This window comes from Mycobacterium colombiense, assembly GCF_001672755.1.
Classification (GTDB): Bacteria; Actinomycetota; Actinomycetes; order Mycobacteriales; family Mycobacteriaceae; genus Mycobacterium; species Mycobacterium colombiense_C.
On the sequence record NZ_LZKI01000131.1, the window covers coordinates 1 to 21,625 of the forward strand.

General features: G+C 64.6%; 22 protein-coding genes and 1 pseudogene. 10 read left to right on the top strand and 13 right to left on the bottom strand.

Going from position 1 to position 21,625, the window contains the following annotated elements; translation table 11 throughout:
• Positions 1 to 9 precede the first annotated feature (9 nt).
• Positions 10 to 186, bottom strand: a pseudogene (locus A5708_RS26910) (cellulose binding domain-containing protein); the annotation flags it as partial.
• A gap of 209 nt (positions 187 to 395) precedes the next feature.
• Between A5708_RS26910 and A5708_RS17570 the strand changes: the two are divergent.
• Positions 396 to 1,016 carry an LGFP repeat-containing protein gene (locus A5708_RS17570; RefSeq protein WP_065029850.1) on the top strand — a complete coding sequence of 207 codons (621 nt, stop codon included), beginning with the start codon at positions 396 to 398 and terminating at the stop codon, positions 1,014 to 1,016.
• 7 nt (positions 1,017 to 1,023) lie between these two features.
• Here A5708_RS17570 and A5708_RS17575 read toward each other — a convergent pair whose 3' ends face one another.
• The 4 genes from A5708_RS17575 to A5708_RS17590 form a co-directional block, all read right to left on the bottom strand.
• The gene (locus A5708_RS17575; RefSeq protein ID WP_065029851.1) at positions 1,024 to 2,274 is read right to left on the bottom strand and encodes an HNH endonuclease signature motif containing protein; all 1,251 of its coding nucleotides are present in this window, start codon (positions 2,272 to 2,274) and stop codon (positions 1,024 to 1,026) included.
• Positions 2,275 to 2,369: 95 nt separating this feature from the next.
• The gene (locus A5708_RS17580) at positions 2,370 to 2,825 is read right to left on the bottom strand and encodes an MPT63 family protein (protein WP_065029852.1); all 456 of its coding nucleotides are present in this window, start codon (positions 2,823 to 2,825) and stop codon (positions 2,370 to 2,372) included.
• A 364-nt stretch (positions 2,826 to 3,189) separates the two neighbouring features.
• Positions 3,190 to 4,017 (bottom strand): DUF1906 domain-containing protein, encoded by an 828-nt coding sequence (locus A5708_RS17585; protein ID WP_065029853.1) that lies wholly within the window; start codon positions 4,015 to 4,017, stop codon positions 3,190 to 3,192.
• A 158-nt stretch (positions 4,018 to 4,175) separates the two neighbouring features.
• The gene (locus A5708_RS17590; RefSeq protein WP_065029854.1) at positions 4,176 to 5,870 is read right to left on the bottom strand and encodes a GMC family oxidoreductase; all 1,695 of its coding nucleotides are present in this window, start codon (positions 5,868 to 5,870) and stop codon (positions 4,176 to 4,178) included.
• A gap of 182 nt (positions 5,871 to 6,052) precedes the next feature.
• Between A5708_RS17590 and A5708_RS17595 the strand changes: the two genes are divergently transcribed.
• The 3 genes from A5708_RS17595 (at position 6,053) to A5708_RS17605 (ending at position 7,422) form a co-directional block, all read left to right on the top strand.
• Positions 6,053 to 6,619, top strand: a complete 567-nt coding sequence (locus tag A5708_RS17595) for a dihydrofolate reductase family protein (RefSeq protein WP_065029855.1) — start codon at positions 6,053 to 6,055, stop codon at positions 6,617 to 6,619.
• A 98-nt stretch (positions 6,620 to 6,717) separates the two neighbouring features.
• The gene (locus A5708_RS17600) at positions 6,718 to 6,954 is read left to right on the top strand and encodes a hypothetical protein (RefSeq protein ID WP_065029856.1); all 237 of its coding nucleotides are present in this window, start codon (positions 6,718 to 6,720) and stop codon (positions 6,952 to 6,954) included.
• A gap of 207 nt (positions 6,955 to 7,161) precedes the next feature.
• The gene (locus A5708_RS17605) at positions 7,162 to 7,422 is read left to right on the top strand and encodes a hypothetical protein (protein WP_065029857.1); all 261 of its coding nucleotides are present in this window, start codon (positions 7,162 to 7,164) and stop codon (positions 7,420 to 7,422) included.
• Between the two features lie 506 nt (positions 7,423 to 7,928).
• Here A5708_RS17605 and A5708_RS17610 read toward each other — a convergent pair.
• The 3 genes from A5708_RS17610 to A5708_RS17620 all read right to left on the bottom strand — a co-directional run bounded on the left by A5708_RS17610 (position 7,929) and on the right by A5708_RS17620 (position 10,349).
• On the bottom strand, positions 7,929 to 8,159 hold the full coding sequence (locus tag A5708_RS17610; RefSeq protein WP_231117944.1) for a DUF6400 family protein: 231 nt from the start codon (positions 8,157 to 8,159) through the stop codon (positions 7,929 to 7,931).
• A gap of 328 nt (positions 8,160 to 8,487) precedes the next feature.
• Complete coding sequence (locus A5708_RS17615) at positions 8,488 to 9,315, bottom strand: acyl-CoA thioesterase (RefSeq protein WP_065029910.1); 828 nt, start codon at positions 9,313 to 9,315, stop codon at positions 8,488 to 8,490.
• 26 nt (positions 9,316 to 9,341) lie between these two features.
• Positions 9,342 to 10,349 (bottom strand): CobW family GTP-binding protein, encoded by a 1,008-nt coding sequence (locus A5708_RS17620; RefSeq protein WP_065029859.1) that lies wholly within the window; start codon positions 10,347 to 10,349, stop codon positions 9,342 to 9,344.
• Positions 10,350 to 10,457: 108 nt separating this feature from the next.
• On the opposite strand from A5708_RS17620, the gene A5708_RS17625 reads away from it, so the two are divergent.
• The 6 genes from A5708_RS17625 (at position 10,458) to A5708_RS17650 (ending at position 17,242) form a co-directional block, all read left to right on the top strand.
• On the top strand, positions 10,458 to 11,078 hold the full coding sequence (locus tag A5708_RS17625; protein ID WP_065029860.1) for a TetR/AcrR family transcriptional regulator: 621 nt from the start codon (positions 10,458 to 10,460) through the stop codon (positions 11,076 to 11,078).
• A gap of 40 nt (positions 11,079 to 11,118) precedes the next feature.
• Positions 11,119 to 11,790, top strand: a complete 672-nt coding sequence (locus A5708_RS17630; protein WP_065029861.1) for an enoyl-CoA hydratase-related protein — start codon at positions 11,119 to 11,121, stop codon at positions 11,788 to 11,790.
• A 73-nt stretch (positions 11,791 to 11,863) separates the two neighbouring features.
• The gene (locus A5708_RS17635) at positions 11,864 to 12,790 is read left to right on the top strand and encodes an alpha/beta hydrolase (RefSeq protein ID WP_065029862.1); all 927 of its coding nucleotides are present in this window, start codon (positions 11,864 to 11,866) and stop codon (positions 12,788 to 12,790) included.
• A 211-nt stretch (positions 12,791 to 13,001) separates the two neighbouring features.
• Entirely contained in the window at positions 13,002 to 13,610 is a 609-nt protein-coding gene (locus A5708_RS17640) for a TetR family transcriptional regulator (protein ID WP_065029863.1), read from the top strand.
• A gap of 300 nt (positions 13,611 to 13,910) precedes the next feature.
• Positions 13,911 to 14,345 carry an MmpS family transport accessory protein gene (locus A5708_RS17645; RefSeq protein WP_269199399.1) on the top strand — a complete coding sequence of 145 codons (435 nt, stop codon included), beginning with the start codon at positions 13,911 to 13,913 and terminating at the stop codon, positions 14,343 to 14,345.
• Positions 14,342 to 17,242 (top strand): RND family transporter, encoded by a 2,901-nt coding sequence (locus A5708_RS17650; RefSeq protein WP_065029865.1) that lies wholly within the window; start codon positions 14,342 to 14,344, stop codon positions 17,240 to 17,242. The genes A5708_RS17645 and A5708_RS17650 overlap by 4 nt, the downstream gene beginning before the upstream one ends.
• On the opposite strand, the gene A5708_RS17655 is transcribed toward A5708_RS17650, so the two are convergent.
• The 5 genes from A5708_RS17655 to A5708_RS17675 form a co-directional block, all read right to left on the bottom strand.
• Entirely contained in the window at positions 17,235 to 18,017 is a 783-nt protein-coding gene (locus A5708_RS17655; protein ID WP_065029866.1) for an SDR family oxidoreductase, read from the bottom strand. The two genes, A5708_RS17650 and A5708_RS17655, sit on opposite strands and share 8 nt — an antisense overlap.
• 96 nt (positions 18,018 to 18,113) lie before the next feature.
• On the bottom strand, positions 18,114 to 19,037 hold the full coding sequence (locus tag A5708_RS17660; RefSeq protein ID WP_065029911.1) for a TIGR03564 family F420-dependent LLM class oxidoreductase: 924 nt from the start codon (positions 19,035 to 19,037) through the stop codon (positions 18,114 to 18,116).
• 137 nt (positions 19,038 to 19,174) lie between these two features.
• Positions 19,175 to 20,059 carry a universal stress protein gene (locus A5708_RS17665; protein WP_065029867.1) on the bottom strand — a complete coding sequence of 295 codons (885 nt, stop codon included), beginning with the start codon at positions 20,057 to 20,059 and terminating at the stop codon, positions 19,175 to 19,177.
• Positions 20,060 to 20,274: 215 nt separating this feature from the next.
• Positions 20,275 to 20,643 carry an STAS/SEC14 domain-containing protein gene (locus A5708_RS17670; protein ID WP_065029868.1) on the bottom strand — a complete coding sequence of 123 codons (369 nt, stop codon included), beginning with the start codon at positions 20,641 to 20,643 and terminating at the stop codon, positions 20,275 to 20,277.
• Positions 20,644 to 20,747: 104 nt separating this feature from the next.
• The gene (locus tag A5708_RS17675) at positions 20,748 to 21,614 is read right to left on the bottom strand and encodes a hypothetical protein (RefSeq protein WP_065029869.1); all 867 of its coding nucleotides are present in this window, start codon (positions 21,612 to 21,614) and stop codon (positions 20,748 to 20,750) included.
• Positions 21,615 to 21,625 lie beyond the last annotated feature (11 nt).

Sequence of the window (21,625 nt, forward strand, 5' to 3'; positions counted from 1 at the left end):
CAGTCGCCTCTAGGAGCACGGATACTGCCCGTTGAGCACACAATTCGCCGGTGGCGAGTAGGAACCGCTCAGCACGCCTCTTAGGCCACCTGTGGCCGAACCACCGGGCGGTATGACGCGATTCCAATTCGCAGGGGTGAGTACGTAGTGAGTCCCGGATTGGGTGACAGTGCTATTCCACGCGTGCTGAGCGGTTCCTACTCGCCACCGGCGAATTGTGTGCTCAACGGGCAGTATCCGTGCTCCTAGAGGCGACTGCGCCCTAAGGCTCGACGGCTTCCATGGCGGAAGCTTTGCCGGGGGACTGCGCGCGGGGTGATCTGGCCCGCCGTCTATGACCGCGGCGTAAGTTCGTTCGGAACTACGACACCACGGGAAGACGCGGGAGGAAGCCCTTGAGAACGATCGCATACCGCCATGCGACAGTCGCCGGCCTGGCCGCCGTCGCACTGATCACTGTGGGCTGCAGCAATGGCAAGGGCGTCGACGCGTCGGCATCGACATCGACATCGCCTCAGGTCGCTGCGAACGCCACCTCCACGTCCAAACCCCCAGCGCAGCCCACCGAGGTCAAGCTAACCGGGGACAGGGACGTCGAGGTGACTCTGACCGGCCCGATCGCCGCTAAGTACTTGTCGGCAACCGATGATCAGAAGAAGGCACTCGGCAAGCCGCTGACCGGCGACCGCAACGCGGGGACACGGGATAGCGGGGTGGTATTCCAGCAGTTCCAGGGCGGCGCGATCACCGCCAAGAACGACCAGGCCGGCACGCCCGCATACATCACCCTGGGCAAGATCCGGGAGGCATGGAACATCCCACGCGACCCGGACGGCGTGCCTGCGGTCACCGGCACGAACGGTTCGGCAGGTCCGCTGGGCCTCCCGACCAGTGATGTGACCGCCGTCGGCGATCTGCAAGTGTCGAACTTCGAACACGGCAAGATCGAGTTCAACCCGACGACCGGCCAGGTCGAGGTAACGGTAAACGGCAAGGTCGTACCGTCCGGGCTGTAGACGGAGCCTAGTTCGTCGTCGGTGGCGGTTGAGGTTGGAACGGTTCATACCACCACCAGTCGGCCCGCTCGCCGGTCGGGCCGAGACAGGGTGCGACTGCGGGCGGTGGGCTCTTCGGCACACGGGCCAGCGATCCTGGGCGGAGTTCGTGCCCGACGCTGTCGGTCACGACGAGGCGCCTAGCCGGTCCGGTGATGGTGATGGCACCTCGGTGGTGCTGACGATGGTGATAGGGGCAAACCAGCACGAGGTTGTCCAGCTCAGTAGGGCCGCCGTCTTCCCAGTGCCGTATGTGATGCGCGTGCAGACCGCGGGTGGCTCCGCAACCCGGAACAGCGCACGTGGGGTGCCGATGCTCGAGCGCGCGGCGGAGCCGGCGGCTGATCATGCGGGTAGACCGACCGGAGCCGATCACGTCGCCGTCGCGTTCGAACCACGCTTCACAGGTGGCGTCGCACGTCAGGTACCGCCGTTCGGAGCTCGTGAGCAGCGGGCCCAAATGCAGGGAGGCGACCCGCTCCTTGATATCCAGATGCACTACCACCGTGGTGCGATGCCCGTGGGGACGACGTTCCACTTCCGTGTCCCATCCGGCCTCGACCAGCCGTAGGAACGCATCGATGTTCGTCGGCATTGGGGGTTTTGGGCCTGACGCCTGGTCGCGGACGTCGGAGTAGCCTTTCCACTCGGTGATCAGCGCATCATGGTGAGACTGCAGCGCCGCGTCGAACTTCGCCGAGTCGACGTGGGGGAGTGTGATTCGCCAGCAGGCAAACTCGGCATTGGCGGTCTTCGTCATCGTCGGCTGCGGTTCGGGCCGAGGACCGGGTTCCGTCCGCGGCTCCAACTTGACCGCGGTGCGCAGTTGGCTGACCGTCGCGTTCCTGGCCAGCTCCGCATAGTGCTCGTCGGATCCATCGCCCGCTCGCTGCGCGATCACGCCAACCTGGTCCACCGAGAACCGGCCCTCCCGCATGCCCTGGGCGCACCGGGGAAACGAGTCGAGCCGGCGCGCCACGGTCGCGATCGTGTCGGCGTTGCTCGGCGAACAGCCGGTCTTCCAGGCCACCAGCGCCGCGACGGACCGTGCCCCGGTGGCACCGCAGAGCTCGTCGCGCTCAATTTCCGCGACGATCTCGACGATGCGTCCATCGATCGCGTTGCGCTGACCGGTCAACTCGGCCAGTTCGTCGAAGAGCACCTCGAGACGTTCGTTGGGGCGCACTTCGACGCTTGCTGCAGTCGCAGTCGGGGACATGAAATCAGCATTGCAGCCGGGTATGACAAGTTTGGGCGCTGCGCACTATGCGGTGCCCAACCGAGTGCACGACTGCTTACTGGCGGGGCGAGTTGCTAGCTTTTCCAGACGACCTTGTCCGTGCCTCCGGCATCCCGGTAGACGACACTGTCGGGGTTCGTACCGTTGCGAACGTCAAAGTAAATGCGTCCCGTAACAGGGTTGCCCAAGGGGAGTGGCCCCTCAGGAAGGCCGTCGGTCTGGTTGCCTTTCATCACCGCGAAAGTGGAGCTGTTGACGGCCCGAGCGTTGAAGTCGGCAATGTTCGGAGTCGCATTACCGCTCACGCCTTTGGCCGTGACGTCGGAATACCAAATACCGTCGTTGTGGCCGCTGGGCTGCAGGTTGCTCACGGTGTAGTCGATAGTGCCACCGTTACTGGAAAGCTCTGCCATCTGGCCGAATTGCAGCACCTGCGGATCGGCGAACGCCGGCGTCGCCGCGAGGATTCCGGCCGCCGCCAATACAGCTGTTGCTGCCATTGTTTTCGATGCAATGTGTGAGAACGCCACGTCGGGCTCCCTTCGTGAATGTGCCGGCTATCCAGGAGCGGCAGCTGAATTGAGGTCTATCCAAAGCCCGGAATTTCAAACCTGATGTTTGCTGAATAGCGCCCGCCGGCGGCTTGGCTCGCCTTTTGTAACCGCGCGAAAGGAAACCCATGAGAACGATCGCGTACCGCCGCGCGGCAGACGTCGGCCTGGCCGCCGTCGCGCCGGGCCGTAGACCGACACCCTGCGTTCATGGGTACGAAACATGTTGTTCTGCAACATGTTTGATGTCCCTGCTGATCGACTTATTCCGCGATCGCTTGCGCTGCGCACGCTGCGATGAGCATGACCAGCGCGTTGATGTTGCCGGAAGTGACAGCAACACCTATCGCACATCGCCCGTTGGGCGACCCGCATTGAGGTTCCACTGGCCGCAGTCGGGGGCCAGGACGTCGTTGACGTCCACTTCGAGTCCGCCGACCTTCGGCCCGGGATTGGACGCGGTGCTCACGACGCGCTGGTAGAGAACGGCGGCGGGGTGGACCTGATCACCGGACCAGGCTCGAGTTTGCCAGGCCCACCGGCGGCCAGGTGTGCTCGAAGACCCGATAACGCCGTCGGCCGCGGCCCACTGGCACACCCTGACGCCTCCGTAGACCCCAGTGCGCTGAACCCCAAGAACCGAGTTGATTCCGCGAAACCACGGCAGCGCGGTGTGATTCCAGGTGTCGCGATTGATGTCCTCGTCGATGGTGAAGAAAATCGGTGCACGCTGGGAGCCGCCTGCCGCAGTGTGCAAACTCCAGGCGGTGCGCGCGTCTGCGACGCCGCCCGCGTAGCCCCGCGTGAAGTCTGACGGTGCCGACCCACCCGGCTTGCCGTATTGGTAGTTGCTGACGATCGCCAAGCCCGCGGCTATCAGCGAGTCGGCGTAGGACCGAGTGATCGGCTTGGCGCCAAACGACGAGCCAGGACGTGACATCGAAACGTAGTTGACTACGCCGCTATAGCCGGCAGCGCGGATCTGCTGCGCGGGGATCTGGCGGGCAGCGAAGTCGATGAGCTGAGGGGGAGCGGCGGCAGCCGCCGTGGGCATGCCGCAGGCTATCGATGCGGCGCCCAGGCCGGCCAACGCGGCGGCGTAGCGCAGCACGTCGCGCCGGGGAACCGTGCGCAGTCGCACTTCGCTGGCCGGCGGGCGCAAACTATGCATCGCGCGATGTTAACGATGTGACTGTTGTTACCGATAGACCTGCGCCAGCTGAAACGCGGTTGCATTCCCAAATAGATACCGAGTGGTGACCGTTCGGCTATGACCTCGGCAGCCGCGTACGAAACAACCCGCCGTGCAAGCAGATTGATGTCTCGCGGTTAACCGGGTTGTCCCACGATCGCCCGCGCTGCGCGCTCGGCGATGAGCATGGTCGGCGCGTTGGTGTTGCCGGAAGTGATGGTGGGCATCGCCGAAGCATCGACCACACGAAGGCCGGCGACGCGATACACGCGACAGTCGGTGTCGAGCACCGTGGCGGCCGACCGCGGCCGGCCGCGTGCGTCGAAGGCTCCCATCGCGCAGGTGCCCACCGGGTGGAAAATCGTGGTACCGAGTTCACCAGCGGCATGCTGCAGCTCGTCGTCGCTCACCAGTTGTGGGCCGGGAAGCAACTCTTGCGGGCGGTAGCGGGCGAGAGCCGGCGCCGCCATGATCTGCCGGGTCATCCGGAGGCCAATCACCGCGGTTTGACGATCGGCGTCAGTCGACAGGTAATTGCAGGAAATCTTGGGGTGGGTCAGTGGGTCTGCGTCGGCCATGCGCACATGGCCACGCGAACTGGGTCGCAGATTGCAGACCGAGGGAGTGATGGCTCCGAAGGGGTGCAGGGGTTCGCTGAACTTCGGCAAAGACAGGGGCTGGACGTGCCACTCCATATCGGGACTGCTCAGCGCGGGGTCGCTCTTCGCGAAAGCTCCCAGGGTGGAAGGCGGCATGGTCATGGGCCCCGACCGCAACAGCAGGTACTGAAGTCCCATGCCCGCGCGGGTGATCCAGTTCCGGTACAGCGTGTTGACGGTAGGGGCGCCCCGGATCCGGTAGACCGTTCGAAGCTGCAGGTGGTCCTGGAGGTTTTCGCCCACTCCTGGCAGATCGACGGCCACCGGCACCTGATGCTGGGCGAGCAGACCGGCCGGGCCCAGACCCGAAACTTGCATCAGGTGCGGAGAGCCGATGGCTCCGGCGCTCAGGATCACCTCCCGGCGGGCTCGGACGTCGATGATTTGATCACCTTTGAGCAGCCGCACGCCGGTGACGCGTTGCTGCGCCGTGGTCCAGGCACCGCGACGCTGATCATCGTGGACCTGGTCGTCCATCAGAAGCCGCAATGCCTGCGTCTGTGTGTAGACGGTGAGATTGGGTCGGTGGGCGACAGGGTGTAGGAAGGCATCAGCCATCGACCAGCGACGGCCACGCCGTTGGTTGACATGAAAGTACGCACTGCCGGCGTTGTCGCCCCGGTTGAACTCCTCGATGGGCGCGATGCCCACCTGGGCAGCGGCGGCCTGCCAGGCGTCCAAGATCTTCCAACTCACGCGCGGCCGCTCGACGCGGATCTCACCACCGGCGCCATGCCAGTCGTCGGCGCCGCCGTAGTAGTTTTCCAGCTTTTTGTAGATCGCCAGCGTCTCGCCTGGGGAGTCCGAACCGCCCCAAAGCCATCGGTCGTCGCCGGTGGCCCGCGCCCACAGGTCGTAGTCGCTGGCCTGTCCGCGCATGTGGATCATCGCGTTGATCGACGAGCAGCCGCCGATCACGCGGCCCCGCGCGTAGAGAATGCTGCGGCCGGCCAGACCTGGGTCGGCCTCGGTGGTGAAACCCCAATCGGTACGAGGGTTGGCCATTGTGTACAGATAGCCCACCGGCACCTTGATCCAGAACCAGTCGTCTTTGCCGCCGGCCTCAATGAGAAGCACACGGCGATCGGGATTGACGCTGAGCCGATTTGCGAGCAGGCAGCCTGCGCTGCCTGCTCCCACAATGATGAAGTCGAATTCGGTGAGCGTGCTCATTCCGGTATCGGTCCTCCAAGCGTCGGATGCGCGTCCTAGTGTGCGCGACGATGGCGTCGTCTCGTCGGGGAATGGGTGGCCCCCACCAGAGCCGACCATGACCAAGCACAAGGCTTTAGCCTCGGCATCTGAAAACTGTTGGTGTCGCGATGAGTCTCGCTCTCCGGTGCAGTCTTACCTTCATGGGCAAACTCATCTATGGCTTCAACGTGTCGGTGGACGGGTACATCGCCGACGCACAAGGCAGTATCGACTGGGCTGATCCGAGCGAGGAACTGCACCAGTACTGGAATGACCTCGAGCGCGAGACCGCCCTGTCGTTCTACGGTCGTCGGCTCTACGAACTGATGTCCGCGTACTGGCCGACCGCCGACGAGGCCCCGGACGCCACCCCGGTGATTGTCGACTTCGCCCACATCTGGCGCGAGATGCCCAAGGTCGTCTTCTCGCACACGTGTAAGTCCGTCGACTGGAACTCCCGTCTGGAACGCGGCGACCCGGTCGAGGTGGTGACGAAGCTGAAAGCCGAAACCGACGGCAGCTTGGAGGTGGCCGGCGCGACGCTGGCCGCACCGATCGTGCAGGCCGGACTGGTGGACGAGTACCGGATCGTGGTCGCGCCCATCGTCGTCGGCGGCGGCACCCCGTTCTTCCCAACACTGCCGTCATGGACCTCGCTGCGACTTGTGGAAAACCGCACCTTTCCGGGCGGCACGGTCCTGCTGAGGTACGAGGCAATACACGACTGATCGACTGTGTGCTGTGACCGTTAAGGATCGTTACCGCAATCGTGATCTCGGCCTCGTATCTTCGGATATACGAGAAAGCCGAAAGCCCGGGGGCTGATATGACGACCGCAATCGCCGCGCACGACCCAGTCGGAACCGACGGGCATGACGATCTCTTTTTGGCGGTCGCAAAACTCAACGCAAATGGCTGCCTAGGGGACACCGATCGCGTCGAATTGAACCCGCGCCCGAGGCTCACGGAAGAAGAGATCGTGCGCGCGGCGATCACGGTGATTTTGGTGGCCCTTGTGACGGTGATTGGCATCGCCGCGGGCGCAATCTTGACAATGGGTTAGCCCGACGCAGCTTCGCCAGCCGCTTTATGCGTATGTATCGGCGGTTCGAAGCAGTCCAAGAGTGTCTTGTCCCGCTGAAGTTCCTCTACTTGCCGATTGCGGTGCGGCCAGCGCAGCGCACTTGATATTGGCGTGATCTCCCTTAAGGAGCAGGGGATCCAGTTGCGGCAGTTGCATAGGTGAAAATGAAGTATTTAACTTGACATAATGTTGCTTATCGGCAATCGAAAACGCCGAGGTTGCGCCGTTCCGGGCGGTGACCTGCCGTTTTACGCGGTGGCCCACACCAACGTGCGGACTCGCCTGCTGGCCGTGCGGATACGAGTCATCGACCGGTGCGCCGGGACCGGTGCGGCCAATGGCGGCGATGAACTCGAGCAGGCGATGAACTCGAGCACCGCCCAACGCATGGCGGCCGCTTACCCCTTCCGCCTTCCGGGCTGCACAGGGATTAATACGTCACTGTGACGAATCGCTCTGCAGTGCAGGCGCTTTCGAGATGACACCTGGAGGCATTGCGGGTGGCCGCTCAACGATGCGCAGCGCCGGCGGCGTCGGGCACGCCCGGCATATCGAGGTCGCATCCGAAGCGAGGCGCCGTCAACGCAATGTACCGTGATCCAGGGTTTTGCCCACGGCACCGCCCGGGCGCCCCGTCCCCTGCTCCCCGCCCATCGCCTTCAATACGTCACCGTGACGAATATCGTTGCAGCGCAGGGTTATCGGGTTGCGGCGTAGACCGGCATCAGTTCGCCTTGTGCCCCCACGATCTGGGACGCGTGCGGCGGTGCGTATCGGTCGACCAGAGATGGCCGCAATCCGAGCACTGCAGATGCACCAGGGTGCCCTTGTTGCTCAGAAGATACTGCCAGTGCGTATCGCAGTTGCGGCTGCTTCGGCAATCACCACACCTGGCATTGTGATCGCAGCGCGGGCAAGGCAGCCATGCGCGGCGGCCACGATCGGCGGTCGGATCAATCGGTAGCACGAGCAGCCATCCGGTCGGGCAGAACGCCGGCGCTGACCAACTCGTCGTAGACCCGCTGCTGGTGCTCATCCAGATTCGAATACAGCATGTCGTACGCCTGGTCTTCCTCGCTCAGCGCAGCGATCGGGTCCCAGTCGTCACCCATTGCTTCGAACATCGCGCTGCGCCTACGCGCCTCGTCGAGGGTCAGGTCATAGGCAAAATCGAGGTCGGCCATCGCGCTCCCAGCCATTGAATAGATATGCAAACGAACGGTCAGGATTCCCTAACTGACTCCGGTCAAGCTATGACCTACGTCACTGTCCCCGGTTGACGTTCGTCACACTCGGCGCCGAACACCGGCACCCACGAGCGCCGGTCGACGCGGCGACGACGACGCGAGGGGGGCAGCCCGCAGCAAGCCCGAAACCGGCCCGCGCGCCCCCGGCTCCCCTCCCGCCCGTCGCCGACAATACGTCACTGTGACGAATATGTCTGCAGGACAGGGCTTTTGAGGACTGCCGATGCTTGCCCGCCTAGCCCGATGAGACCACCGGGCCGGAGTCTCAGTCGGTGTCCGGCGGGAAGTACATCTCCTGCTTGACCGTGCAGACCAGGTCGCCGCTGCGGTTGAACATCGTCCCGCTCGCCAGCGCCAGGGAACCAGCGCTGCTCGACGACGACCGGTCGTAGAGCAGCCAGTCCGACAGCGTGGCCGGCGCGTGGAACCACACCGAATGATCGCGCTGAGCCGACGCCCCGACACCACCGCGTGCGGCGTATGCCGGCTCGGTCAGCGTCACAGCCGACAGGTAGGCCACCAGGCTGGCGGTGAGCGCCGGATCATCGGGAACCTCGCCGTCGGGTCGCCACCACATCGGCGCCCGGGCGGGTGGCGCGACCTCGGTGTCGATGATCCGGCGCTCGAACCAGCGCAGGCTCGACCACCGCCCCGAAGCGCTCTCGTCGGACTCGGCCAGATGCGGCGCGACCCACGGCAGGGATTCCGGGCTGGACGCCTCTGGCATGGGTGGTTGATAGACGACCTGCCTGGGCGCGGAATCGGCGACCTTGAACGACGACATCGCCTCCATCAGAATCTTGCCGTCCTGGCGCGCGGTGACCCGTCGCGCCGAAAACGTCCGGCCTTCTTGGAGGTCGACGACCTCGAAGTCCACCGGCCGGCGCGAATCGCCGGACCTCAGGAAGTACGTGTGGACGCTGTGCGGGATGCGACCCGGCGCGGTGTGGCTTGCCGCCAGCAAAGCCTGAGCGGAGATATGGCCGCCCAGAATGTGGTTGGCGGGTGCAGGTAGTTGCCGCCCGACGAAGACCCACTGGTCGATCCTCTCGAGCTCCAAGGTGGCGAGCACGTCGCCCAACGAAGATGACATCACGACGTATTTTGCCGGACCGCGTGTCACGCGCCGAGTCGCCGGTACCTCTGTAACCGCCGCAAGGCCTGCGCGGACGCCGCCCCGGACGCCGGCTGCAGCGCGTCGTCGAGTCGCGCACGGACGGCGTCGGTGTCGAGGTGCATCCCGATCGCCACCAGACAATTCGCGACGGACCCCGGGGGTGCCTTCCCGATGTCGACCGCGCTACCGACCAGGTTGACGACGTAGTCGCGCACGGTCGCGCGGTGGCGCACCGCCACAATGCCTTTCATCCTGAACACCTGCGACGGTGGATCTTCGAGGAGATCGAACAGGGCATCGGGGTCGACGCAGCCCGCGCTGCTGACGGTGACGGCATCGGCATGGACGTGGTCATGGTCGTGCTCGGGCTCCAGATCCAGAAACGAGAGCTGCCCAACCTCTCGGGGCGCGGCGGACGCGTCGAAGAGGAGTCCCGGGTCAATCCGCCCAGCCATTGTGCCGACGACATGTACGCGCGGATTGCGTTGTGCCGCCCGTTGCGTGACGCGTCCGACCACCGCCGACCGCTCATCCTCAGGAATCTGGTCGAGCTTGTTGACCACGATCAGCGAAGCCGCACCGTAGCGCATCGGTGGCAGTGCGCCGCAGTCCACGGTGTCGAAGTGGTTCACGGCATCGACGACGTCGACAAGCCCGCCCGTCCGGACGCCGCGGATCTCACTGAAGCCGATGATCCGCGCGATCGCCACCGGGTCGGCCAGGCCGCTGGCCTCGACGACGATGGCATCGAGGCACCGGGCCGGGTCGGCGAGCTTGATCAGCGCTTCATCGAGCCCACCGTCGTCGGGCAGGCAACAGATGCATCCTCCGGCAATCGAGGCCGGCTCGTCGACCTGGCCGGCCACCAGACCGGCGTCGATGTTGATATCGCCGAAGTCGTTGACCACCACACCGATTCGTGTGCCAGGATGCCGCAGCAGGTGGTTGAGCAGCGTCGTCTTGCCGGCTCCGAGATGGCCGGTGAGCGCGATGACGGGTATCGCAGCCAAACCCTTGCCCTCCCCATCGACATCCGGACATCCGATGTTAACCGCGGTCTCGAACGCCTCAGCGGCCGGTGGAGAGTAACAGAGCGCTCGCTCTGTTATAGTGGCCGCATGCCACGCCCGCGTGTTCACGATCGCGACGTTGTGCTCGACGCCGTCGAGGACCTGGTGGCGCGGTCAGGCCCGACCGCGGTGACCATCCGGGCAATCAGCGCGGCGGTGGGTATGTCCAACGGCGCTGTCTATCACACGTTTACGTCGCGTGGCGGCCTGATGGGCCAGGCTTGGCTGCGGGCCGGTCAGCGCTTTTTGGCGGTGCAGACTGCGTTGGCCGACGAAGCGATGACAGGTGGTGGCGGTCCCCTCGAGGCCGTGGTCGCCGCCGCCGACGCGGCGGTGGTGTTCGCCCAGCAGTATCCCGGCTCATCGGCCCTCGTGCTGCGCGTACGCCGCGAGGAAGTGCTCGCCGACGACGTTCCCGACGACGTTGCCGAGGAGCTGCGCCGTCTCGACAAGCTTCTCGTCGCGTTGATGGTGCGGCTTGCCATCGCAGTCTGGGACCGCAAAGACGCGGCGGCGGTGGACGCGATAACGAGCTGTGTCGTCGACCTGCCCACCGCGCTACTACTGCGTCGCGACCGGCTAGGGAGTGTCACCGCGCGCACGCAACTGCACGCGGCCGTACGCGCCGTGCTGACGGTAGGGCCCCCACCCCGACAGCGGCGCGGCTGACGAATCATTCTGACTACCAGCGCAACTCAGGAGGTAACACATGACACTGACATTGGACTACGCGGACAAAATCGCCATCGTCCGCTTAGGCGAGGACGAGAACCGTTTCTCCCCTACCTTTCTGGATGACATCGATGATGCGCTCAACCAAGCCGTCTCCGACGGCGCCCAGGGACTGATCACAAGCGCCGGCGGAAAGTTCTACTCCAACGGCCTGGATCTGGAATGGCTGGGCGCTCACACCGACCAGGGGCAGTGGTACATCGCCCGGGTGCACCAACTGCTCGCACGCATGCTGACCCTGCCGATACCCACCGCGGCCGCGGTGGTGGGTCACGCGTTCGGTGCCGGCGCGATGCTGGCCGTCGCGCACGACTTTCGCGTGATGCGCGCCGACCGCGGGTACTTCTGTTTTCCCGAGGTAGACATCCGCATCCCGTTCAACCCCGGCATGGCCGCGCTGATCCAATCCAAACTCGCGCCCCGCGCCGCCGTCGCTTCGATGACCACCGGCCGACGTTTCAGCGGCCCCGACGCGGAAGAATTCGGCATCGTCGACGCCGTCTGCCCCGAGGACGCGGTCACCGATACCGCCGTCGACATGCTGCGACCGCTGCACGGCAAGGATCCGGGCACGCTGGGGGCGATCAAACAGACCATGTTCGGTCACGTGGTGCGCGCACTGATCGATGACGCGAACGAGTCGCAATAACTGCCCCTGGACACTAAGCCCGTTCCTGTATGGTCAGCGATGTCTGCCGGCGCAAGGGAACAGGGGCTTTTCGATGGCAAACAGGCTCCCCGACAACGCCTTCACGTCCCCACAAGTTCTGGACCCCGGCCTTCGCAAGGTCGCGCGATTCGTGCCGCGCGGCTATGCCCTGTACCGCGGTATGAAGTTTCAGCGTGCCGTCATGAACTTGATGGGCAATGCGGGACGCCTCCGCAACGTGCCCGTCGCCACCGTCAACGCGCACGTCACCGTCCGTCTGCATCGCCCGGCCGGCCTTCCCGATCACGCACCCGCGCTGCTGTGGATCCACGGTGGCGGGACCCTCATGGGGCACGCGGCCCAGGACGATAAGTACCTGCGCAAGCTGTCTCACCGCACCGGGTTCGCGATTGCGGCGGTAGAACACCGGTTGGCACCCGAACACCCCTACCCGATACCGGTCGAGGACTGTTATGCCGCCCTGCTGTGGCTGGCCCGCCAGCCGTGGGTGGACCCGGACCGGGTCGCCATCGGCGGCGCCAGTGCCGGTGGGCATTTCGCGGCCGCGGTCGCCCAGCGGGCGCTTGACCGCGACGACGTCCGAATCGCTTTCCAAATGCTGGTCTATCCGATGCTCGACGATCGCACCGGCGCCAAGCGCGACGGCCCCAGGCGCATCATGTGGACCGAATCCGACAATCAACTGGCCTGGCAGTGGTACCTCAACGGGGCCGATCCCGAAGAGGCGGCACCGGCTCGCCGGAAAGACTTATCGGGTCTTCCGCCCGCCTGGATCGGAGTCGGAACCCTGGACCTCTTCTATCAGGAGAGCCTCGAGTACGCGCGACGCCTGCGCGAGGCAGGCGTGCCGGTGCACGAGGAGATCGTCCCGGGCGCGTTTCACGCGTTCGATCAGATCGCGGAGAAGGCGCCGATATCGACGCGGTTCTTCGAAAGCCAATGCGATTACCTGCGGGGCGCGCTTACTCCCAGCGGATGACCGCCATCATTCAGCCCATCATCCGCCGCACGCAGCCGAATTACGTTATGCGACAACGGCTTGTGCCCCGATGTCGGGTTAGCCGGCGCGTCGCCTCGGCCACTGGGCTCGACCGGCCGATCTTTGCTGCCGGGCGTGACGGACGACGCCGTCGCCCCCGAACTCGGCACCTTTTGGGTGCAAAGTGTGCACAACGTGCAACTATATGGGCATGGGCAATCCCGTGGGGCTACGCGAGCGCCGTCGACGCCAGACGAGCGCCGACATTCGCGACGCCGCGGTGCGCCTCACGCTGCAACGCGGATTCGACAAGGTCACCGTCGACGAGATCTGTGCCGAAGCCGGAATCGCCACGCGAACGTTCTTCAACTACTTCCCCAATAAGGAATCCGCGCTCGCCTACGGCCCCTCGGACATACCTCCCGAACTGGTGGCGGACTTCGTCGCCGCAGGTCCTGCCCCCTACTCGGTGGTGCTGGCGGAGCTGATCACTCTGGCCGCACACCACCTCCGCGACGTGCCGCCGCAACGCGAACACGCGGCCCACATGCTGGAACTCGCCAAGACCTCTCCCGCCGTGTTGGCGGCGTTCCTCGCCGACTTGGAGCGGTTTCAAAAGCAGCTGACCGACATCATCGTGCGTCGCCAGGCGATGAAGCCGGACGACGAGATGGCGGCGTTGATCTCCGCACTGGCGCTGACGGCGGTGCGTTCCGGCATCGAGAGGTGGGCCAGCGGGGAGGCAAATGAAACCGCCGACACGCCGATGCCCTATGTTGAGCGTGCCGCGGCGCTGGTCAACAGCATCTTCACAAAGTGACCTGAAACACCAGTAGCAAAAGTTGCATGCACTGCAAGATATGCACATTATGTACTATGCGCTGGTGGCGGTACCCGGGGAGGCTTGAGCAAGAAGGCGAGCCGGGTGTCGGTGCCGGGAACGTCAGCCGGTGTGGGTGGGCAGCATTCACCGCGCTCGGCGCTCCAGCGCGCGAACCGTAGCAATCGACGTACTTCGTTGTTGAGCAATGCGACTTGTGGGCACTCACCCGCCCACGACCTCCGGTCGCGCAGACGCTGATCCACGTCACGACCGCGTGGCGGGGAAGGGACCACCTAGGTGCAGATATCGAGACTTGTGCGCAACGCCTGGTTGCCGCTGTTGATCGTGGCGGTCCTGGTGGTCGGCGGCTTTGCGGTCGTCAGGGTGAAATCGTTTTTCGGTGCCCACGACACCGGCATCATGAGCAGCCCGCGGCTCGATGACTCGAAGCCGTTCAAGCCCAAGGTCGTCAAGTACGAGGTCTTCGGCTCGGCCAGCCAGGCCAACGTGAACTACTTGGACCTGTCCGCCGATCCGAGGCGGGTCGACGGCGCGCCGCTGCCGTGGACGCTGGTCCTGAGCACGACCGCCCCCTCCGTCTTCCCGAACCTTTCGGCACAAAGCGATGGCAACTCCCTCGGCTGCCGCATCACGATCGATGACGAAGTCAAGGCCGAGAACATGACCAACGGCGTGCACGCCCTGACCTTCTGCTTGGTGAAATCCGCATGAGCACAACAGTCGACGACACCCGAACCGACACCATCCCCGTCGTCAAAGAACCCGTGCATGACAAGATCCCCCGGATCATCCGCACCTTGGCCGTGCCGATCATCCTGGGCTGGATCGCGATCATCGCGGTGCTGAATGTCGTCGTTCCGCAGCTGGACGAGGTCGGCAAGATGCGTTCGGTGTCAATGGCACCCGACGATGCGCAATCGGTGGTCGCGACCAAGCGCATGGGCGCGATATTCAACGAGTACAAGTCCAACAGCTCGGTGATGATCGTCCTCGAGGGCCAGAATCCCCTCGGTGCCGACGCGCACGCCTACTACGACCAGATCGTCAAGAAGCTCGACGCCGACACCAAACACGTTGAACACGTTCAGGATATGTGGAGCGATCCACTGACCGGGGCGGGCGCGCAAAGCAATGACGGCAAGGCCGCCTACGTCCAGGTTTACCTCGCCGGTAACCAGGGCGAGGCCCTGGCCAACGAGTCGGTGGAATCCGTCCAGAAGATCGTCAAGAGCGTGCAGCCCCCCAAGGGGGTCAAGGCCTATGTCACCGGGCCCGCGGCGCTGTCAGCGGATCAGCACACCGCCGGCGACCGCAGCCTGCAGCTCATCACGGCGGCCACGTTCACCGTCATCATCGGCATGCTGCTGTTGGTCTATCGGTCGATCATCACCGTGCTGCTGACGCTGGTGATGGTGGTGCTCGAGCTGTCCGCCGCGCGGGGCATGGTCGCTTTCCTAGGCTACTTCAAAATCATTGGGCTCTCGACGTTCGCCACGAACCTGTTGGTCACCTTGGCGATCGCGGCCGCCACTGACTACGCGATCTTCTTGATAGGCCGATATCAGGAAGCCCGGGCCATCGGCGAGACCCGCGAAGAGGCGTACTACACCATGTACAAGGGCACCGCCCACGTGGTGCTCGGATCGGGTATGACCATCGCCGGCGCGACATTCTGCCTGCACTTCACCAACCTGCCGTATTTCCAGACGCTGGGTATTCCGCTGGCCATCGGCATGGTGGTCGTGGTCGGCGCGGCGCTGACGCTGGGTCCCGCGGTCATCTCGGTGGCGACGCGCTTTGGTAAGACACTCGAACCCAAACGGACGCAACGGATTCGCGGGTGGCGCAAGATCGGCGCGCTCGTCGTCCGCTGGCCCGGCCCGATCCTGGTGCTGACCATCGGGATCGCGCTGGTGGGCCTGCTGACCCTGCCGGGCTATCGCACCAACTACAACGACCGCAACTACCTACCCGCGGACCTGCCCGCGAACGAGGGTTACGCGGCCGCGGACCGGCACTTCTCCCAGGCGCGGATGAATCCCGAAGTGTTGATGATCGAAAGCGATCACGATCTGCGGAACTCGGCCGACTTCCTGGTGATCGACAAGATCGCCAAGACGATCTTCCGGGTGCCGGGAATCGGTCGCGTGCAAGCCATCACCCGTCCGCAGGGCACGCCGATCGAGCACACCTCGATCCCGTTCCAGATCAGCATGCAGGGCGTCACCCAGCAGATGAACCAGAAGTACCAGGAAGATCAGATGGCCGACATGCTGCATCAGGCCGACATGATGCAGACGACCATCGAGAGCATGGAAAAGATGTCGAGCATCACCGTGCAGATGTCGAACGACATGCACCAGATGGTCAAGAAGATGCACGACATGACCATCGACATCAACGAATTGCGCGATCATATGGCGGATTTCGAGGACTTCTTCCGTCCGATCCGCAGCTACCTGTACTGGGAGAAGCACTGCTACGACATCCCGGTGTGCTGGTCGCTCCGCTCGGTCTTCGACGGCCTCGACGGCATCGACACGATGACCGACGACATCCAGAGCCTGCTGCCGATCATGGATCATCTCGACACGCTGATGCCCCAGATGGTGGCGCTGATGCCCTCCATGATCGAGAACATGAAGGCCATGAAAACGACGATGCTGACCATGTATTCGACCCAGAAGGGTCTGCAGGATCAGCAGAACGAGGCGCAGAAGAACTCCAACGCGATGGGGAAGGCGTTCGACGCCTCCAAGAACGACGACTCGTTCTACCTGCCCCCGGAGACGTTCAACAACGCCGAATTCAAGAAGGGCATGAAGAACTTCATCTCCCCCGACGGTCACGCCGTGCGCTTCATCATCAGCCACGACGGCGATCCGATGTCGCAGGAAGGCATTTCGCACATCCCCCTGATCAAGAAGGCCGCCTACGAAGCGCTGAAGGGCACGCCGCTGGAGGGCTCGAAGATCTACCTCGCGGGTACCGCGTCGATCTACAAAGACCTCAGCGACGGAAATACCTACGACCTGTTGATCGCCGGGATCGCTTCGCTGTGCCTGATTTTCATCATCATGCTGATCATCACGCGAGGCGTGGTGGCATCGGCGGTCATCGTGGGAACCGTCTTGCTCTCGCTGGGAGCGTCCTTCGGGCTTTCAGTACTGATCTGGCAGCACCTGATCGGCATCGAGTTGCACTGGATGGTGCTCGCGATGTCGGTCATCATCCTGCTGGCCGTCGGCGCCGACTACAACCTGCTGCTGGTCGCCCGGTTCAAGGAGGAGATCCACGCCGGCCTGAACACCGGCATCATCCGGTCGATGGGCGGCACCGGTTCGGTGGTGACTTCGGCGGGGCTGGTGTTCGCCTTCACGATGATGACGATGGCGGTCAGCCAGCTGACGGTCATCGGGCAGGTCGGCACCACGATCGGATTGGGTCTGCTGTTCGACACGCTGATCGTGCGGTCGCTGATGACACCGTCCATTGCCGCGCTGCTGGGCAAGTGGTTCTGGTGGCCGCAACGGGTCCGTCAGCGTCCGGTTCCGTCACCCTGGCCGCAGCCGGCCAAGGAACGCGAATCGGTAACCGCCGCTACGTAACCCAGTCCGGCTGCTCGTCGGTCTCGACGTTGGCGAAGTCCTTGTGTCCGAGGCCGGCGGTGGTGCCGCCGTCGACGACGAACTCCGAGCCGGTGGAGTAGCTGGACTCGTCGCTGGCCAGATAGACCACGAGGTTGGAGACCTCCACCGGTTGGGCCGCGCGGCCCAGCGCCGTCTGGAAGATGTCGTCGGGAACCCAATCGGTCATCGGGGTCTTGATGAGCCCGGGATGGATTGAGTTGACCCGGATTCCGCTCGGGCCCAGCTCGAGCGCGGCCGACTTGGTCAGTCCGCGAACGGCGAATTTCGTTGCCGTGTAGCCGTGGCAGGCGATGGTACCGGCCATGCCCTCGATCGAGGAGATGTTGATGATCGATCCCCGGCCCGCTTCCTTCATGGGTTTGACCACGGCGCGGATACCGAGAAACACACCCGTCAGATTGATGTCGAGGATGCGCTGCCACTCCGAGAGCGCGTAATCCTCCAGGGTGCCGATGTTGATGATGCCGGCGTTGTTGACCAGCACGTCGATCCGGCCGAACTCGCCCAGGGCGGTGGCCACCGCCGCATCCCAGTCCTCGGGCTTGGTCACGTCGAGGTGCAGGTAGCGGGATGCGTCACCGACCTCCGCCGCCACCGCCTTGCCCTCGTCGTCGAGGATGTCGCCGAACACCACTTTGGCGCCCTCGGCGACCAGCGCCCGCACGTGCGATGCGCCCATCCCCCGGGCACCGCCACTGATGAGGGCGACCTTGCCCGCCAACCGTTCTGCCACTGCGTTCTCCTGTCGTGTGAGTTCGTCTATGCACCATACGTACCGGGAGCTATGTATGGCCATAGCCGAAGGACTGGGCTGGACGATCTCTTCGGGTCAGGAGTCGTACGCCCGAAGCAGCGCCCGCGTGCGCGCCCGGCCCTCCGGCGACGGATCGAATGCCGCCGCGACGTACTCGTCGACACCCGCGGCGCGCAGTTCGTCGAGCCGGCCGCGGACCGTGTCCTCGTCGCCGATGATGGCGGCATCCTCCGGCCCCGCGTAGCCCTCGCGGTCGAGCATCGCGCGGTACGACGGCAGCTGGCCGTAGATGGCGAACTGTTCGGCCGCCTGCTTGCGGGCGGCGTCGACGTCGTCGGTGACGCTGACCGGCAACGACGCGGCGACGCGGACCTGACCCTCACGTCCGGCATCGGCGGCGGCCTGGTGCAGCGTGGGCGCGACGTGCCCGGCCAGCGTCGCCGGTCCGGTCATCCAGGTGCAGGTGCCCGACGTGCGCCGCCCAGCGAGCTTGAGCATTTGGGGCCCCAGCGCCGCGATGTAGACGTCGGGCCGCGGCGCCCCCGCGATCATCAGCGCGCCGCGAGTGGTCACCGTCTCCCCCGTCGCGTCGGCGCGTTCACCGGCCAGCAGGGGCAGTAGCCCGTCGAGGAATTCGTTCAGCCTGCGCACCGGCTTGTCCCACGGGATGCCCCACATCCCCTCGGTGACCGCCTGGTGGGTCATGCCCAACCCGAGCGTGAACCGCCCGCCCGAGGCGAGGCTCACCGTGAGGGCGCGTTGCGCCATCTGCATCGGATGCTGATTTTGAATGGGGACCACACCGCTGGCGACCTCGATCGTGTCGACCTCGTGCAACGCGATGGCCAGGATCGTGAGAAGGTCCGGCTCGTAAGGCAATTGGCTCATCCACAAGCGCTTGAAGCCTTCATCGCGAAGCATCGCGAGGTTGGCGATCGTCGCGTCGATCGGCGATTCGCTGCCCGTTCCGCTGAGCTGCCCGAACATACTGACCTGCATGACCAACACGCTCCTCTGCGTCGCTTCCGCGGTGGGAAGGTTGTCGTGGGTCAACTCTACGGCCAGGCGTTGCCTGACCATTATCGTCGGATGTCACTGAAGGGTGCATGACCAGTACCGGGGGCTCGGCACGCCCTTCAAGACGGCCGGGCCACGATCACCGGCATCCGAATCGAGTGCACGACGGCGTTGCTCACCGACCCCAGCAGAACACCGGATAAGCCACCGCGGCCGTGGCTGCCCACGACGGTCAGCTGCGCGGTCTTCGACTGCTCGATCAGCTGCCGAGCGGGCCGGTCACAGACGACGATTCGGTGCACCGTGACATCGGGGTAGCGTTCCCGCCAGCCCGCCAGGCGTTCGGCCAGGCTCCGTTCGGCTTCCGCCTTCACCGCCGCCCAGTCCATTCCGGGAAGTTCGAAGACTCCGGTGTCGCACCAGGCATGAACCGCCTTGAGTTCGACGCCTCGTCGTGACGCTTCGTCGAAGGCGATGGCCGTGGCGAGTTCGGAGGCCGGCGAACCATCGATTCCGACCAATATCGGTGCCTGTTGCGGGTACGGCATCAAGGGGTCTTCATCGTGAATGACGGCAACCGGGCAGCTCGCGCGTCGCACGATTCCGGAACTGACCGAACCTAGTAAGGCCCTACCAAGGGCTCCGCGCCCATAGGATCCGACGACGATCATTGCTGCCTCTTCCGACATCCTGACCAACGTCGGCGCCGGGGGCGCATGCCACAGCTCGCTCGTGATGTCGATCTTCCGGCCTGTTCTCGTGGCGTCTTCGGCAATCTTGACCGCCTCCTGCAAGAGCCGGCGGCCATCGTCCTCCTGCCATGCCACCGCTTCAGCCGCCATCGGCACCTGTGGCCAGACCGTCGTGGCGTTCACCATGTGGACCAAGCTCAGCGGAACATTAGATATTGCCGCGTCACGTGCGGCCCAGCAGACAGCGAAATTCGACGCAGGTGATCCATCGACTCCGACGACGATGCCGTATCGCTGTGTGGATTCAGTCATTTCGGTCTCCTAGTCCATCCACAACGCTATGGCCCAATCTCAGCCCGGTCATGAGACTTTCGTCCCCAACCACATGGACGAGAGACCTTCGTCGGGTACCGAGCCCACGCGCACAGCAGCCATTGCCACCAGTTCGCCGAATTGCTCTGACTTAAACGGGCTTTCAGCGGGTAGTGCCACCAAGCTGCCAGAACGCAGCGTGGAGATCCCAGGCCTCAGCCGGACGCCCAGACCTTGGCGCGCTCCAGCTCGTCGAGCCCGAACACCGCGAGCTCGCCGGGGACCATCCACGCGAGCGCGTGCAGGGTGTGGGCGACCCAATCCTTATCCGACACGACCGCGATTCGCTTGAAAGCCGAATAATGCGTCAAGACGGTGCCCAAGCCCAGCTTGAGGTCCTCGACCAAACCACCGGGGCCGAAGCCCTCAAAATCCGGCGCGATGACCTCCACGATCCTGACCTCACCGGACTTCAGCGTCTCCTCGAGGATGGGCCTGATCTCGCGCAGTTCATCACCTCGCAGCCGGCCCGAGACGCGAATTCCGGTGACGCCGTCCGGCATGTCCGGCAGCACCTCAATCATCGAATACTCCTTTCCCGCACGCTCTTGAGCCTGTACGGGACGGCGACGACCGCCTAGTGCCATACGTCACCAGGTCCCTGACCGAATGACCGCTCGAACCCGGCTCAGCCGACGATGTCGAAGACCGCGGCGGCCGAGGTGACCGGCTTGTCGGCGTTGCCCTCGTCGTGCAGCAGCATGCGCACGCCGACGCGCCCGGGTCCGCCCGGATGGGCGGTGCCCTCGACCCGGAACGGCCCCACCTTGCCGCGCGACATGAACATCACATGCCAGCTGACGACCTGCAACTTCTTGGTGCCGGCGACCTCGGCGGCGAGGTCGATCGCCGCGGTTTCGAGGACGACGTGCTGGGGTCCGATGTGCAGCGCGGCATCCGGCGACGCGAGTTCGGTGCTGAGCTCGGGCAGGATCCAGTGGCCGTCGTCCCGACGGCTGGCACCGAAGGCCTGCCACAGCGGCGGCAGATCGGGAGAGTCTTCGACCACCAGTTCGGTGCCCGAAACATCCATGCGATCCAGGCCTTCCGGCGGGATGCCGATGATCGCGCCCTGCCCCTCGTTGAAGGCGATCACCCGAGTGGGGTTGTCGGCGTCGACGATGGTGCAGCGCCCGTAGCCCATGGTGCGGCCCTGGTGCACGATGCCCGACCCGACGATCTCGATCCTTTCGACGTCGTAGCCGGGATCGACGATCTGTACCGACGCGATGACCGGATTGGGCACGGCGACCATGTCGGTCTGGCAACCCTCAGGGGAGGAAATAGCCAACGGCGCCACCATGATTCCGCCGGCCTCGTTGCGCATGTCGCGGCGGATGGTCACGGTGTCGTCGGTCTCCCCCAGGTTCATCGACGAGTGTTTGCGACCGATATAGCGGTAGCTCAGCAGGCCCGTCCAACGCCGGTAGAGTTCGTCGCGGTAGGCGTCGGAATCTCCCATCAACTCTCGGATGTCACGAAGTTGACCGCTCAATTCCCTTCGCC